The sequence below is a fragment of the Streptomyces sp. NBC_01166 genome (assembly GCF_045039765.1).
GTDB lineage: Bacteria > Actinomycetota > Actinomycetes > Streptomycetales > Streptomycetaceae > Streptomyces.
Genome location: NZ_CP108613.1, coordinates 8,211,469 through 8,225,489 on the forward strand (window position 1 = coordinate 8,211,469; position 14,021 = coordinate 8,225,489).

16 protein-coding genes are annotated in these 14,021 nt (G+C 68.8%); 7 read left to right on the top strand and 9 right to left on the bottom strand.

Translation table 11 applies throughout. From position 1 onward, the window contains the following. Positions 1–49: 49 nt before the first annotated feature. The 3 genes from rhaI to OG379_RS37185 form a co-directional block, all read right to left on the bottom strand. On the bottom strand, positions 50–1,216 hold the full coding sequence (rhaI, locus tag OG379_RS37175) for an L-rhamnose isomerase (protein WP_405667664.1): 1,167 nt from the start codon (positions 1,214–1,216) through the stop codon (positions 50–52). A 360-nt stretch (positions 1,217–1,576) separates the two neighbouring features. Next, positions 1,577–1,804: a hypothetical protein gene (locus OG379_RS37180; RefSeq protein WP_405667665.1), complete on the bottom strand. Its 228-nt coding sequence runs from the start codon at positions 1,802–1,804 to the stop codon at positions 1,577–1,579. An 86-nt stretch (positions 1,805–1,890) separates the two neighbouring features. Next, positions 1,891–2,376 carry a hypothetical protein gene (locus OG379_RS37185; RefSeq protein ID WP_405667667.1) on the bottom strand — a complete coding sequence of 162 codons (486 nt, stop codon included), beginning with the start codon at positions 2,374–2,376 and terminating at the stop codon, positions 1,891–1,893. Positions 2,377–2,504: 128 nt separating this feature from the next. Here OG379_RS37185 and OG379_RS37190 point away from each other — a divergent pair, with 128 nt between their 5' ends. Further along, positions 2,505–3,404: a pentapeptide repeat-containing protein gene (locus OG379_RS37190; RefSeq protein ID WP_405667668.1), complete on the top strand. Its 900-nt coding sequence runs from the start codon at positions 2,505–2,507 to the stop codon at positions 3,402–3,404. Between the two features lie 51 nt (positions 3,405–3,455). Here OG379_RS37190 and OG379_RS37195 read toward each other — a convergent pair whose 3' ends face one another. Further along, entirely contained in the window at positions 3,456–4,073 is a 618-nt protein-coding gene (locus OG379_RS37195) for a TOPRIM nucleotidyl transferase/hydrolase domain-containing protein (RefSeq protein ID WP_405667670.1), read from the bottom strand. A 102-nt stretch (positions 4,074–4,175) separates the two neighbouring features. After that, a complete protein-coding gene (locus tag OG379_RS37200; protein WP_405667671.1) occupies positions 4,176–5,060 on the bottom strand; it encodes a SigB/SigF/SigG family RNA polymerase sigma factor in 885 nt (294 codons plus the stop codon). Positions 5,061–5,324: 264 nt separating this feature from the next. On the opposite strand from OG379_RS37200, the gene OG379_RS37205 reads away from it, so the two are divergent. Then, positions 5,325–6,512: a PP2C family protein-serine/threonine phosphatase gene (locus tag OG379_RS37205; RefSeq protein ID WP_405667673.1), complete on the top strand. Its 1,188-nt coding sequence runs from the start codon at positions 5,325–5,327 to the stop codon at positions 6,510–6,512. Between the two features lie 36 nt (positions 6,513–6,548). Here OG379_RS37205 and OG379_RS37210 read toward each other — a convergent pair whose 3' ends face one another. Next, positions 6,549–7,040: a MarR family winged helix-turn-helix transcriptional regulator gene (locus tag OG379_RS37210; RefSeq protein WP_405668795.1), complete on the bottom strand. Its 492-nt coding sequence runs from the start codon at positions 7,038–7,040 to the stop codon at positions 6,549–6,551. A 315-nt stretch (positions 7,041–7,355) separates the two neighbouring features. Here OG379_RS37210 and OG379_RS37215 point away from each other — a divergent pair, with 315 nt between their 5' ends. Continuing rightward, entirely contained in the window at positions 7,356–7,730 is a 375-nt protein-coding gene (locus OG379_RS37215; protein ID WP_393760228.1) for an STAS domain-containing protein, read from the top strand. 68 nt (positions 7,731–7,798) lie between these two features. Here the strand turns inward: OG379_RS37215 and OG379_RS37220 are convergent, their stop codons facing one another. Further along, positions 7,799–8,344 (bottom strand): SRPBCC family protein, encoded by a 546-nt coding sequence (locus OG379_RS37220; RefSeq protein ID WP_405667675.1) that lies wholly within the window; start codon positions 8,342–8,344, stop codon positions 7,799–7,801. 144 nt (positions 8,345–8,488) lie between these two features. Between OG379_RS37220 and OG379_RS37225 the strand changes: the two genes are divergently transcribed. Next, positions 8,489–9,838, top strand: a complete 1,350-nt coding sequence (locus OG379_RS37225; protein ID WP_405667676.1) for a radical SAM protein — start codon at positions 8,489–8,491, stop codon at positions 9,836–9,838. 66 nt (positions 9,839–9,904) lie between these two features. Here OG379_RS37225 and OG379_RS37230 read toward each other — a convergent pair whose 3' ends face one another. Further along, a complete protein-coding gene (locus OG379_RS37230) occupies positions 9,905–10,564 on the bottom strand; it encodes an NADPH-dependent F420 reductase (RefSeq protein WP_405667677.1) in 660 nt (219 codons plus the stop codon). A 191-nt stretch (positions 10,565–10,755) separates the two neighbouring features. On the opposite strand from OG379_RS37230, the gene OG379_RS37235 reads away from it, so the two are divergent. From OG379_RS37235 to OG379_RS37245, 3 genes are all read left to right on the top strand, one after another. Then, a complete protein-coding gene (locus OG379_RS37235) occupies positions 10,756–11,307 on the top strand; it encodes a glycoside hydrolase family 25 protein (protein ID WP_405668797.1) in 552 nt (183 codons plus the stop codon). A 181-nt stretch (positions 11,308–11,488) separates the two neighbouring features. Beyond that, positions 11,489–13,219 (top strand): cytochrome c oxidase subunit I, encoded by a 1,731-nt coding sequence (gene ctaD / locus OG379_RS37240; protein WP_405667679.1) that lies wholly within the window; start codon positions 11,489–11,491, stop codon positions 13,217–13,219. Between the two features lie 36 nt (positions 13,220–13,255). Next, on the top strand, positions 13,256–13,597 hold the full coding sequence (locus tag OG379_RS37245) for a hypothetical protein (RefSeq protein WP_405667681.1): 342 nt from the start codon (positions 13,256–13,258) through the stop codon (positions 13,595–13,597). Positions 13,598–13,640: 43 nt separating this feature from the next. On the opposite strand, the gene OG379_RS37250 is transcribed toward OG379_RS37245, so the two are convergent. After that, complete coding sequence (locus OG379_RS37250; protein ID WP_405667682.1) at positions 13,641–14,018, bottom strand: VOC family protein; 378 nt, start codon at positions 14,016–14,018, stop codon at positions 13,641–13,643. Between the last annotated feature and the right edge of the window lie 3 nt (positions 14,019–14,021).

The window sequence follows — 14,021 nt, forward strand, 5'->3', positions numbered from 1 at the left end:
AGAGGGTCGGGCGGGTGCGGCTGGACGTACGCAGGCGGGGGAGCGGGGCTCAGGCGCCCCAGCCCGCCTGCTCTCCGCCGACGCGGTCGGCGGCGATGCGCTCCTGGTTGCCGGAGGCGAGGTAGGCGGCGAACGGGTCGCGCGCCAGGCCGAGCTCTTCCCGGACCTCGGCGAGCAGCGGCCGTACGTCCGTGTTGAACGCGTCCATCAGCACTCCGTTGGAGGCAAGGACATCACCGGAACGCTGCGCCTCCGTCAGCGCCTCCGCGTCGATCAGCAGTGCCTTGGCGGTCGCTTCCTGGACGTTGGTGACCGAGCGGATGACGGCCGGGATCTTGGCCTCGATGTTGTGGCACTGGTCGAGCATGAAGTTGACGTTGGTCTCGGCCTCGAGGCCGCCGTTCTTGACGACCTCGTGCATGATCCGGAACAGCTGGAACGGGTCGGCGGCGCCTGCCATCAGGTCGTCGTCCGCGTAGAAGCGGGAGTTGAAGTCGAAGGCGCCGAGCTTCCCCTCGCGCAGCAGGAACGCGACGATGAACTCGATGTTCGTGCCCGGTGCGTGATGGCCGGTGTCGACGACGACCTTGGCCTTCGGCCCGAGCTTGAGGCAGTGGGCGTACGAGGTGCCCCAGTCCGGGACGTCGGTGGTGTAGAACGCGGGCTCGAAGAGCTTGTACTCCAACAGCATCCGCTGGTCGTCGCCGAGCCGCTCGTACACCTCGGCGAGCGCTTCGGCCAGGCGGTCCTGGCGACCCGCGATGTCGTCCTGGCCGGGGTAGTTGGTGCCGTCCGAGAACCACAGTTTGAGGTCGGGGGAGCCGGTGGCGTCCATGATGTCGACGCATTCGAGCAGGTGATCGGTGGCCTTGCGGCGGACCTTCGGGTCCGGGTGGGTCACCGAACCCAGCTTGAAGTCGTCGTCCTGGAAGACGTTGGAGTTGATCGCACCGATCCGCAGCCCGAGCTCCTCGGCGTGCCGGGTCAGCGCCGCGTAGTCCTCCACCCTGTCCCACGGAATGTGCAGCGACACCTTCGGGGCGACCCCGGTATAGCTGTGCACCTGAGCCGCGTCCGCAAGCTTCTCGAACGGGTCGCGCGGGACACCGGGCTGGGCGAAGACCTTGAAACGGGTTCCGGAGTTGCCGTAACCCCAGGAGGGCGTCTCGATGACCTGAGACTTCAGAGCTGCCTTGACGGCCGACACATCAGACATGAACACCTCGTAAGCAGAGTCATCCGGCGACCGCTCAGGATCGGGGATGTGAATCGTTTCATCCGGAACGTACGCTAGGTTTGGGCAGTGCACTAGTCAAGCGGCCAGTCCACTTTCTTCGGGGTTTGAATCAATTCATCGCGACGGGGAGATGACACTCGAAGCTCTGGCGGAACCGACGCGGCGCGTCCTGCTCGACGCTCGTCGAGAGGGTGGTGGCTCGCCCGAACGACCGGACGGGGCTCCTCCGAGCGGCCGGTCGCGGACGGCCTGCCGCGGTGGGCGCCCCGGAGGAAGCCCGGCCACATGTGTCGGCCGGCCTCCACTCGGGGCGGGGCACCTACCGCGGCCTGGGAACCGTCAGCGACCGGAACCCGTCAAGCTCGGCTGAAGCTTCCGTACGAGAGCGAAGAGCCGGTCCTCGTTCCCCGCGAGACCCGCGCTGCGCAGGGCCTCGTCGGCCTCCTCGATCGGGGAGGCGAGCAGCGGCACGTACAGAGGGGCATCGGCCGGGTCGGCGAGCGCGGCGCGCGTGGCGGCCAGTAAACGGACGTACGCCTGGGCCGCGGCGATTTCGGCTTCGTGCATCTCAGCATCTCCCGGTCAGAAGGTGTCGGACCGTCAAGCATCCCTCATGGGTCCGACAACGCTCCCGCGCCCGCTGCGGAGAGGCGTCAGGACCGGGCCGGGGCAGGTGGTTCGACCTCGAGAAAGCGCCGCCTGCGCGGACCGCGGTAGAGCAGGGCCGTCCACCCCAGCCGTCGCAGCACGGTGGCGCACCCGGCCAGCGCCTCCTCCTCGTCGTGCGCCGCGCCACTTCCCGGCGGACCTGCCCACTCGACGCGCACGGAGCCGGCCGTCTCGCCCTCACGCACGCGGTAGCCCACGGCCGACCGCTCACCGGACGGGCCGACGGCCGACGCGGGTATGTCGGCGGCCTCCAGCGCCAACGCCACGGCCCGTAGCGGCCGGTGCAGCTCCCAGGAAGCCGGCACACCTTCGGGGTCCGCGCGCCCCGCACCGGTCAGCCGCCTGATCTGAAGCAGTCCCTCGAAGGCGGTCCGCACCTCCCCGGCGCGCCCACCCGGGTTTCCACCGGCCTCGGGGCCGTCGCCCGTGGCGGGCTCGAAACCTCTCTCCTGTTCCTGCGACGCGCTCATGTCCTGTCCCCTCGCCGGTGCCGGGCCCTGTTGCCAAGTGTGCGCCGCTGCACCGACAGGGGACGTGCCGCCGGAATCGAGTACGGCCGTAAGCTTGGCGGAGACTGCTCACCGGAGGAACCAGGCACGTGCCCGACGACGATCCGACAACCGCACCCGTCACCGAACGCTCCGCCCTGCGCGCCGACTGCGCGAACTGCTTCGGGCTGTGCTGCGTCGCGCTGACGCTCACCGCGTCGGCGGACTTCGCGATCAACAAGGAGGCGGGAACCCCCTGCCCCAATCTGGCGGAGGACTTCCGCTGCGGCATACACACCCGGCTGCGGCCCGAAGGCTTCTCCGGCTGCACCGTGTACGACTGCTTCGGCGCGGGCCAGAAGGTGTCCCAGGATACCTACGCCGGCCGGGACTGGCGGACGGCCGCGGACACCGCCCAGCAGATGTTCCAGGTCTTCCCGGTGATGAAGCAGCTTCACGAACTGCTCTGGTATCTCACCGAAGCGCTCACCCTGCCCGCGGCGGCGAGCCTGTACGCCGATCTCCGCGACGCCCTCGGGGCGACCGACCGCCTCACCCGTCTGCCGGCCGAGGAGCTCGCGGAACTGGACGTGTCCGCACACCGGGACAGGACGGCGGCCCTGTTGCTGCGCGCCGGCGAACTCGAACGCGCCACGGTCCCCGGGGGCGGGAAGCGCAGCCGACGAGGTGCCGACCTCATCGGAGCCCGGCTCAGGGGTGCCGATCTGCGCGGCGCCGAACTCCGCGGGGCGTACCTCATCGCGGCCGACCTGCGCGGAGCCGACCTCCGCCGCGCGGAGCTGATCGGCGCCGACTTCCGGGACGCCGACCTCTCCGACGCCGACCTCAGCGGCGCCCTCTTCCTCACCCAGGCGCAGCTGAACGCGGCGCGGGGCAACGCCGCCACGAAGCTGCCGGGCTCCCTGACCCGGCCTCCCCACTGGCCGGTGAGCAGTCCCGGAATCGCCTCGGCGCGCCAGGCCGGCCGCCGGGCCCGTCGCCGTACGTGAGGGCGCCACGTTCCCTGTGCGCGAGCACCGGTTCACGCGGGCGGGGGACGATCACAGACTTCTGACGAGGTCGTCGAGCGGAGCCGGTACCTCTCCGGGGCCGAGCGGCTCCACCAGGAGACGGCCGTATCGGATCTTGCGGCCCTTCTTCGTGCCCAGGAAACGCCGCAACTGCTGCTGCCGGGGCCGGCCGTGCTGTGCGGGCTGCCGCAGGAACGTCTGCCAGGCCCGCAGGTCGCCCTCGGCCCGGATGACCTCCTCGACCCGCGCCGTGCCCAGCGCGCGGATGAGCTCGTCCTCCAGGTCTGCCACGCACACGAAGAAGCCCCCGTGCGGAGCCCGCGCCCGCCGCAGTCCGTGGTCGTAGAAGCGCTGCTCGCGCTCGTCGCACAGTCCGCGCAGGCGCAGACCGAGACCGGGCGGCCCGAGAAGACCGGCGAAGCGGCCGATGCTCATGGCCCCACCCATCGGCACGACACACACCCCTTCGGCGGCGAGGTCCCGGCCACGTTGTTCAGCCAGTGTCTCGACTGCGGCGAGGTCGCTCGGTCCTTCCAGCAGCACCGCCGTCCGCAGCCCCAGTCGGGCCGCCAGGTCGCTCGCCGGTTCACCGGGGCCGCCGGCTGCCCAGTCGCTGACCGCATCCCGGAATGCGCGCATGTCCGTCATGGAGCGAGTCTGCACGTCCCCCGCCCGGTACGGCACCGGATATTCGACCCCGCACGGCAGGCGCGGCGCTTCGTCACCGAGGCGGCCCGACGCGAGAGGCGGTCAGGCGAGCATTCCGGCGCGGAGCTTGCTCAGCGTGCGGGTGAGGAGACGGGAGACGTGCATCTGGGAGACGTCCAGTTCTGCGCCGATCTGCGACTGCGTCATCTCCTGCCCGAAGCGCATCTCGATGATGCGGCGCTCGCGCTCGTCGAGTTCCTCGAGGAGCGGGGCCAGGGCGTGCAGGTTCTCCACCGTCTCCATGGCCGAGTCCGGCTCGCCCAGGATGTCGGCGAACGTGCGCGACGCCTTGCCCGTGGTCTCGCCCCCGTCGGTCGGGAGGTCCAGGGATCCCGCGGTGTAGCCGTTCGAGGCGATGATGCCCTCGATGACCTCGTCCTCGGTGAGGTCCAGGAAGTCGGCCAGTTCCTTGGCCGTGGGGTCACGGTCCAGGTGTGTGGAGAGTTCGTCCTTCGCCTTGGCCAGATCGACGCGGAGTTCCTGCAGACGCCGGGGTACGTGGACGGCCCAGGTGGTGTCCCGGAAGAAGCGCTTGATCTCGCCGACGATGTAGGGGACGGCGAAGGTGGCGAACTCGACCTCCCGGGAGAGCTCGAACCGGTCGATGGCCTTGATGAGGCCGATCGTGCCGACCTGGGTGATGTCCTCCATGTCGCCACTGCCCCGGTTGCGGAAGCGCCGCGCGGCGAACCGGACCAGGGAGATGTTCATCTCGATGAGGGTGTTGCGCGCGTACTGATACTCGTGCGTGCCCTCCTCGAGGACCTGCAACTGCTCGAAGAACAGGGTCGACAGCGCGCGGGCGTCCTTCGGGGCCACCTTGCCCGCATCCTCGATCCAGGGCAGCTCGCCGATGTGTCCCGGCGAAGCCCCCGTAGTCGGCGCCTTGTCAGCCGATACGGTCCCGGCAGTCTTTTCAGGAATCACTGTATTCCCACCCTCCCTGGTACTGAGCGCACTTCGTGACCAGCCCCTGCCCCGCCCCGGAGGGCCTATGCGCGATGACACGAATTTTCTTGCTGTGCGGAAACAGTTGTCCCTGGACATCGTAAGATGAGCACGTCGGCCACCGGTGCGACCTCCAGGGCGCGCCGCGATGGACCGGGGTACAGGACCCGTACGCTGGAGGCCGACGGCCGGGGCCCACAGGCGGTCCGGGTTTCGGTGCAGCACGATGAGAAACAGGATCACGTGGACAGATTCGCTGCCGTCGAGCGGGAGCTGCGTAAGGCCGCACCCCATCTGCTCCTCGACGTCGTCACGGCGGCTCTGCGGGAGCAGTGCGACGTACAGAGTGTGGAATTGCGGCTCGCCGACTACGGCGTGACCACGCTTCAGGTGGTGTCCGAGGCGCCCCTCGCCGAACCGGTGCCCATCCATGACAGTCCGCAGGGGCGTGCCTTCGGGGCCCAGGAGCCGTTCGTGGAGCCCCTGACCACGCCGGGACCGGCGACGGTGCACCTGCCTGTGACCGTCCGGGGCGACCGGCTGGGAGTCCTCACCGTCACGGCGCCGGAGAGCAGCTGCACGGCGGCGGGCCTGGCGGGGATGCAGCAGATCTGCGAAGCGCTCGGCCACGAGATCCTGGTCGCCGAACGGGACACGGACCTCTACCTGCTGGCCCGCCGCGCCACCCGGCTGACCCTGGCCGCGGAGATGCAGTGGCAGCTGCTGCCCGGCCGCTCCGTCTCCCGCCCCGAATTCGCGCTGGGCGCCCAACTGGAGCCCGCGTACGCGATATTCGGCGACAACTTCGACTGGTCGGTGTCGGCCCATCACCTCACGCTCACCGTCACCAACGGCATGGGCAAGGGGATGGAGGCGGCCCTGCTGACCAACCTGGTCGTCAACGCGCTGCGCAATGCCCGGCGTGCCGGTCTCGACCTCCCCGGCCAGGCCAGCCTCGCCGACCAGGCCGTCTACGCCCAGCACCGCGGCGCGCTGCACGCGTCGGTCCTGCTGCTGCGCTTCGACCTGGCAACGGGGGAGGTGGAGGCCGTGGACGCGGGATCTCCCCGGATGTGGCGGCTCAGGGGGCGCGCCGTCGAATCCCTCGACTTCGACGCGCAGCTCCCGCTGGGCATGTTCGAGGAGACGGAGTACGTCGCGGAGCACCTGCGGGTGGAACCGGGCGACCGGCTGCTGATCGGCAGTGACGGTGTCTACGACAGCGCGTCGGCGGCGGGGGAGCGCTACGGACAGCGTGCCCTCGCGCGCTCGCTGTCCGCGCACCGCTTCCTGCCGTCCGAGCAGGTGCCGCTGGCAGTGCTGCGGGATCTGCGGGACTACCGAGGGGCCACACCGCTGGACGACGACGCCCTGGTGGTCTGCCTGGACTGGTTCGGCCGGCAGTCCGCCGCCGGCGGCGCGCCCGAGTGACCGGCGCCTTCGGGCGGAAGTGCGGTCGGCCGGTCTCTATCCGGTCGACCGCAGGGGTCTCGCGCCGCCGCTGTCCTGCCCCGAGGCCGCGTTGCGAAATGCCCTGAGCCCTTCGAGGAACGAGCGCCGCGCCTTGGCCGGCATGGCGTCGATCGTGGACATCAGCACCTCCTCCCTGCGCGCACGCAGGTCGACGAGGTACGCCTTGCCGTGGCTGGTAAGCCGGAGCTCCAGCTCCCGGCGGCTCACCGGGCTGGGGGCGCGCTCCACGAGCCCCGTGGCCTGCAGGCGGTCGCACAGCCTGCTGACCGAGGGGGAGGCCGATCCCAGGGCTTCGGCGAGCATCCGCAGATTGATGCCCTCCTCGCGGTCAAGCGTGTACAGCACGCGAAGCTGAGAGGGGGAGACCGGGCCGGTCGGCGCGGCCTCACGTCCGTGCTCCCAGAGGACCTCGAGGAGTTCGACGAACTCGGAACCCTCACGGGCCGCATCCCGGGACCGCTGGTCGGCTTCGGGGTTCAGGCCCATATTGATGACACTCCGATTCGACATCGCCTCACTCGTCCGTCTGGCCACCGGACCGAGCAAACGAGCCGGGCATTCGATGCGCTCGTATGGAAAGCCAGGACAAAAGGTTCAGGGGCACGCGCGTGGCCCTGAATATCGTACCCCTGTCTGCCACAGGCTTCCGAGGTCGCCACCGACACCCCGATCAGTTTCCTCATGACAACAGTTGCCATAGGGTACGGTTCTGCGGTTGACATCCGATCTGTGATCTTCCAGCGGGCCATCGCTGCTCCCGCCATGGTGGCGGCCCGCTCCCGGCCTGGAGTACTGAGACCCATGACCCACAGCCAGACCCTCGAGCTCACCGTCCGGTACCCGGCGGAGAGCGTGGCAGTCCTCACTGTCGCCGGCGAGATCGACGTGGACAGTGTTCCGGCCCTGAGGACCAGGGCTCTGGAGCTGATCAGGCAGGGGAGACCTCATGTGGTTCTCGACCTGGAGCCCGTGGAGTTCTGCGACTCCTCCGGCCTCAACGCGATGATCGGCATCCTGCGGTACGCGAAGGACCGGCACGGGTCCCTGTGCCTGGCCGCCGCGCCGGCACACCTCGCGAGGCTGCTCGACATCACGGGCGTCGGTGTCCTCATACCCGCGGCCCCCACCACGGCCGAGGCTCTGACCCGCATCGTGATGCCCGGCGAAGCCCCCTGAGGGCCGCCACCGAGCTCCGCGGACGCGGACGGCCGGCAGGGGCGGGTCCACCGGACCGGCCCGACGTCTCACCCCTGGTGCGGGCCGTCCTCCACGAGGCCGGACTCCGCCGCGTCGTCCTGCTCCATCGCGGCCTTGAGGCGCTCCAGTGTCGTACGGATGTTTCCGCGCTGGAACTCGGCGAACGTATGCCCCCGCGTCGCGACCCGGTCGAACGCGTTGGCGAGGAAGTCGGGCCACGCCCGCCGGTTGTCGGTCCAGGTCTCGGTGACCCGGGTGGAGCCGCCGACCGCTTCGAAGCGGTACTCCCACAGTGCGATCGCACCCGACAGCCGCGGACGCCGCACCCCGATCGCGTGCACGCGGAACGCGAACCGCTGACCCGGGTCGGCGGCCGTCACCGTGCACCTGGTCGTCCAGCGGAAGGACCCGCGCTTGTTGCGACCTTCGAAGACCATGCCGACATGAGCTCCCCGGCGGTCCCCGAGCACCCGGGCGCCCCGGTTCTCGGGACTCCACCGCCCCATCGCCGTGGGATCGCTCAGCTGTTCGTACACCGCCGACGGGGTCGCCCGGATCAGGATGCTGTCCGATACGGACATGGTGCGGGGCATGAGAGGTACTCCTAGTCCTCGGCCGGCCGGGTCGAATCACACAAGCCGGGCGGGTCATCTGCGAACGCTTGACGGTGCTGGTTCGTTGGACAGTGTGGCGTACACGCAACAGCGTCCAGGACACCGGACCCGAGGAGCCCGCACATGACAAGCCCCAGCGAACCCGGCACCACCCGCGCCGCCGTCACCGGCGACCGGACGCGTCTGGTGGAGCAGCTCATGGAGCGGTTCCCCCATGTGCCGAGAGAGGCCGTCCTCAAGGAGGATCTGCTGCGCGGCGGCATGGCGTTCGACGACTCCGCACTCAGCGACAACGAGCACGGGGACATCAAACCCAAGTCGTATTTCATCTTCTCCTTCGACCACGGCACCCTGCCCGAGCTGGGAGCCGCCGCGCTGCGCCGACCGCCTGAGGAGATCGTGCTCACCGGCGGCCCCTACGACCTGCGCCGCACGGTGGTGTCGGTGCGGGTCAACCCCGCGTCTCCGTACCGCGTCGCAGCCGGATCCGACGGGGTCCTGGGGCTCTATCTCGACGGGATCCGCATCTCCGACGTGGGCCTGCCCCCGATGCCGGACTACTACCGCCACACCCTGGCCAACGGAAAGTCCGTGATGGAGGTGGCGCCCACCATTCAGTGGGGTTATCTGATCTACCTCACGGTCTTCCGGGTCTGCCAGTACTTCGGCGCCAAGGAGGAGTGCCAGTACTGCGACATCAACCACAACTGGCGCCAGCACAAGGCGGCGGGCCGCCCCTACACCGGGGTGAAGGACGTCGAGGAGGTGCTGGAGGCCCTGGCGATCATCGACCGCCACGACACCGCGCGGACGACCACCGCGTACACGCTCACCGGTGGGGCCATCACCTCCCACATCCAGGGCCGCGACGAGGCCGACTTCTACGGGCAGTACGCCAAGGCGATCGAGGAGCGCTTCCCCGGCCGCTGGACCGGCAAGGTCGTGGCCCAGGCGCTGCCGAAGGCCGACGTCCAGCGTTTCCACGACTACGGCGTGCAGATCTACCACCCGAACTACGAGGTGTGGGACCGGCGGCTCTTCGAGCTGTACTGCCCGGGCAAGGAGCGCTACGTGGGCCGGGACGAATGGCACCGGCGCATCCTCGACTCGGCCGAGGTCTTCGGCGCACGCAACGTGATCCCCAACTTCGTCGCAGGCGTGGAGATGGCCGAGCCCTTCGGTTTCACGACCGTCGACGAAGCCATCGCCTCGACCACCGAGGGTCTTCGCTTCTTCATGTCGCACGGCATCACCCCGCGCTTCACCACATGGTGCCCCGAGCCCACCACACCCCTGGGAAAGACCAACCCCGACGGCGCGCCGCTCGAGTACCACATCAGGCTGCTCGACGCCTATCGCTCGACCATGGAGGAGTACGGCCTGTCCTCACCGCCCGGATACGGTCCCGCCGGCGCCGGCCGGGCCGTGTTCTCGGTCAGCTCGTTCATGGACAGCCTCCCTCCCGAGAGCTGAGCCTGCGCCCGACGGCCGCGCCGCCCCCCGCCCCGGCGGGCGGGCGGCGCGGCAGGCTCGCCGCAGTCAGGCCCGCCACTCGGCGGTGCGTTCCGGGGAGGCGTCGGCCAGCGCCTTCGTGATGGCGTCGGCGTCGCCCCGATTCCCGTAGACGGGTGTGCCCGGCTGCTGGCGCCACGACTCGTCGAGGCCACCCGCGTCCACGGTGTCGAAGCCCAGCTGGTCGATCAGGTCCCGGACCGCCTGCTTGGCCGCAGGGGCGTCGCCGGCCACGGGGAGAGCCTGCCGACCAGGTGTGCCCTGGGGCCGGCCCTTGTCCAGGATGTCCTGGGCGTATGTGCCGTTGAACGCCTTGATCACCGGGTGGCCGATCTGCTTCTCGGTCCAACGGCTCTCCGTGAGCCCGTCCTCGATGGCCGCGATACGTCCGTCACGCTGCTGCGGGTAGTAGTTGCCCGTGTCGATGACGGCGACATCGTCGGCCGCTCCGTCGAGGATGCCCGAGGGCAGGTCCGGTACCGACTTGAGCGGAACGGTCACCACGACGATCTGTGCTCCCCGCGCGGCCTCCGCCGCCGTGACCGCTGTGGCACCCGTTTCCTCGGTGAGGTCCTTGAGCGTCTCGGGCCCCCGGGAATTCGCGACGGACACGTCGTGTCCGAGCGCGGTGAGACGCCGGGTGAGGTTGCCGCCGATGTTGCCCGCCCCGATGATGCCGATCTTCATGAAAATCCGACCTTCCGATGCCGAGTTCCTGGAGTGAAAGGGTCTCGACGGACCACCAACCCCGGGGGTGCGGACGCTATTCCAAGAGTGCCGAATCGGTTCACCACCCGGGTGACGGATGGGAAGGCTCCGGGTGGGCACGTATGGGAGAGAGAAACGGAATCACAATGCTCCACTTGGAGGTGGTGCCCGTGCTGCACGGCGTAGATGTCAGCGCCTTTCAGACGGACTACGACACGGACGGCTCGGACTTCGTCTTCGTCAAGTCGACCGAAGGCCGCTCCTATGTGAATCCGAGACTGAAGAGCCAGGTCAAGCGCGCGAGGGACGCCGACTGCATCGTCGGCTTCTACCACTTCCTCTGGCCCGGAAACGCGAAGGAGCAGGCGGAGTACTTCCTCGACAGGACGCCGGAGAAGGAGGGCGACCTCCTCGCCGTCGACTGGGAACAGACAGGCGAGGGCACGCACGCGAGCAGCGCGGACAAGGACCGCTTCATCCGGGAGGTGAAGAGGCTGAGGCCCCATCACCGGGTGCTCCTGTACTGCAACCGCTCCTTCTGGATCAACCACGACACGAGCTCGTACGCCGGTGACGGACTCTGGATCGCCGACTACGGCAAGGCGGCCGCACCACGGATCGAAGCGGAGTGGCGCATCCACCAGTACACCGACGACCCGCTCGACAAGAACGTGGCCGACTTCCCCTCACGGAAGGCGATGCGGGACTGGGCCACGGCCTGAGAGCGGACCCCGCTCCCGTGGACCGCGCACTCGTCAACACACCGTTCATGGGCATCGGCCAGTGGAGTGTCCTTTGCCAGCCACTGGTGCAGTGCGCACGGTGATGACCTGCGGTACCCCCGCGGGGAGTCCATCCTGGTCGCCGAGTCAGCAATCGGCCGTCGACCGAAGGAGTGCCGTAGTGACGACGAGGGGTCCCTCAGTATCGGCGGAAGCCGATGCCGCCTACCAGGACGAACTGCCTGTACGGCGTCGGCAGCCGGGGAAGGTGGTCATCAACTGGCTGACCACCACCGACCACAAGACGATCGGCACGCTGTACCTGATCACCTCGTTCGCCTTCTTCATCGTCGGTGGTGTCCTGGCGCTCGTCATGCGCGCCGAGCTGGCCCGTCCGGGTGACCAGATCGTCTCGAACGAGCAGTTCAACCAGGCGTTCACGATGCACGGCACGATCATGCTGCTGATGTTCGCGACGCCGCTGTTCGCAGGGTTCGCGAACTGGATCATGCCGCTGCAGATCGGCGCGCCCGACGTGGCGTTCCCGCGGCTGAACATGCTGGCCTACTGGCTGTACCTCTTCGGCTCGCTGATCGCCGTGGCCGGCTTCCTCACCCCGCAGGGTGCGGCCGACTTCGGCTGGTTCGCCTACTCGCCGCTCACCGACTCGGTCCGCTCGCCGGGTGTCGGCGCGGACCTGTGGATCATGGGTCTGGCGTTCTCCGGTTTCGGCACGATCGTCGGTTCGGTCAACTTCATCACCACGATCATCTGCATGCGCGCCCCCGGCATGACGATGTTCCGCATGCCGATCTTCACCTGGAACGTCCTGCTGACCGGTGTCCTGGTTCTGCTGGCCTTCCCGGTCCTCGCCGCCGCGCTGCTCGCGCTGGAGGCCGACCGTAAATTCGGCGCACACGTCTTCGACGCGGCCAACGGTGGCGCACTGCTCTGGCAGCACCTCTTCTGGTTCTTCGGCCATCCGGAGGTGTACATCATCGCTCTGCCGTTCTTCGGGATCGTCTCCGAGATCATCCCGGTGTTCAGCCGTAAGCCGATCTTCGGCTACGTAGGCCTGATCGCTGCGACGATCGCCATCGCCGGCCTCTCCGCGACGGTGTGGGCGCACCACATGTATGTGACGGGCGGCGTGCTGTTGCCGTTCTTCTCCTTCATGACATTCCTCATCGCGGTGCCGACCGGTGTGAAGTTCTTCAACTGGATCGGCACGATGTGGAAGGGGTCGTTGTCCTTCGAGACACCGATGCTCTGGTCGGTCGGCTTCCTGGTCACCTTCCTCTTCGGTGGTCTGACCGGCGTGATCCTGGCCTCGCCGCCGCTGGACTTCCATGTCTCCGACTCGTACTTCGTCGTGGCGCACTTCCACTACGTCGTCTTCGGCACCGTGGTCTTCGCGATGTTCGCCGGGTTCCACTTCTGGTGGCCGAAGTTCACCGGCAAGATGCTGGACGAGCGGCTCGGGAAGATGACCTTCTGGACGCTGTTCATCGGCTTCCACGGCACCTTCCTGGTGCAGCACTGGCTCGGTGCCGAGGGCATGCCGCGTCGCTACGCGGACTACCTCGCCGCCGACGGCTTCACCGCCCTGAACACGGTCTCCTCGATCTCCTCGTTCCTGCTGGGACTGTCGATGCTTCCGTTCATGTACAACGTCTGGAAGACCGCCAAGTACGGCAAGAAGATCGAGGTCGACGACCCCTGGGGCTACGGCCGTTCGCTCGAATGGGCGACGTCCTGCCCGCCCCCGCGGCACAACTTCCTGACCCTTCCGCGGATCCGCTCCGAGTCGCCGGCGTTCGACCTGCACTACCCCTCGATCCGTGCCCTCGAGGAAGCGGCGAACCAGCCTCACGAATCGGTCACCGTGGCTCCCGGGGACAAGCAGGCCTAGACCCCCGGAGCGACGGGCCCAGGAGAGGAGGACCGTGTGAAGCCGGACAAGGAGAGTGCCCGGGGCCTGGCTCAGGTGGAGGGCTACCTGCTCTGGAACGCCGAGATCGAGGAGGCCCGCCGACAGGCCCGCCGCTTCACCGACGCGCTGCCCTGGCTCACCACCGCCCAGCGCGAGGACGTCGAGCGCGTCTACGCGGTGGACAGGATCGAGGCCTGCCGGGACACGCTCACAAGGATCGCGGGCCGTGCCCACGAACTCCGGGGTGAGTACACCGAGCGCTACGACCGGCTCAGGGCCCGCTGCGTGGCGCTGTCCGTCCTGGCCGTCAGCACGGTGGGCGGCATCTGCGCCGCCCTGACGCTGATCGTCCGCTGACCCCCGCCTCGGGTGCCTGTGTCCGTGATCCGGGCACCCGAGGTCAGTGGCGCAGCAGACAGAACGGATGCCCGGCCGGATCCGCGAACACACGCCAGCCGCGTGCGTCGTCCCCGCGGTCCAGCAGCGTCGCCCCCAGCGCGAGCACCTGCTCCTGGGCACGGTCCAGGTCCGCGACACCGAAGTCCAGGTGGGACTGCTGGGGGTGAGCGGGATCCGGCCACCTCGGAGGCAGATACCCCTCGACCCGCTGGAAGCAGAAGACGAACCCGGCCGGAGTGTGCACCGTCGCCCAGTCCTCACCCAGGGCCCACCGCTTGTCGGGCCGGTCGGCCTCCCCTCCGGACACGGCCGCGTAGAACCGGGCCAGACGCGACGGATCGGGACAGTCCAGCACCACACACTGCAATTCAGCGATCATGCG

Bases quoted from the DNA above. Each gene is read 5' to 3' on its own strand.
- rhaI (WP_405667664.1), bottom strand. From the start codon at position 1,216: ATGTCTGATGTGTCGGCCGTCAAGGCAGCTCTGAAGTCTCAGGTCATC.
- OG379_RS37180 (WP_405667665.1), bottom strand. From the start codon at position 1,804: ATGCACGAAGCCGAAATCGCCGCGGCCCAGGCGTACGTCCGTTTACTG.
- OG379_RS37185 (WP_405667667.1), bottom strand. From the start codon at position 2,376: ATGAGCGCGTCGCAGGAACAGGAGAGAGGTTTCGAGCCCGCCACGGGC.
- OG379_RS37195 (WP_405667670.1), bottom strand. From the start codon at position 4,073: ATGACGGACATGCGCGCATTCCGGGATGCGGTCAGCGACTGGGCAGCC.
- OG379_RS37210 (WP_405668795.1), bottom strand. From the start codon at position 7,040: ATGGGCCTGAACCCCGAAGCCGACCAGCGGTCCCGGGATGCGGCCCGT.
- OG379_RS37215 (WP_393760228.1), top strand. From the start codon at position 7,356: ATGACCCACAGCCAGACCCTCGAGCTCACCGTCCGGTACCCGGCGGAG.
- OG379_RS37220 (WP_405667675.1), bottom strand. From the start codon at position 8,344: ATGCCCCGCACCATGTCCGTATCGGACAGCATCCTGATCCGGGCGACC.
- OG379_RS37225 (WP_405667676.1), top strand. From the start codon at position 8,489: ATGACAAGCCCCAGCGAACCCGGCACCACCCGCGCCGCCGTCACCGGC.
- OG379_RS37230 (WP_405667677.1), bottom strand. From the start codon at position 10,564: ATGAAGATCGGCATCATCGGGGCGGGCAACATCGGCGGCAACCTCACC.
- OG379_RS37250 (WP_405667682.1), bottom strand. From the start codon at position 14,018: ATGATCGCTGAATTGCAGTGTGTGGTGCTGGACTGTCCCGATCCGTCG.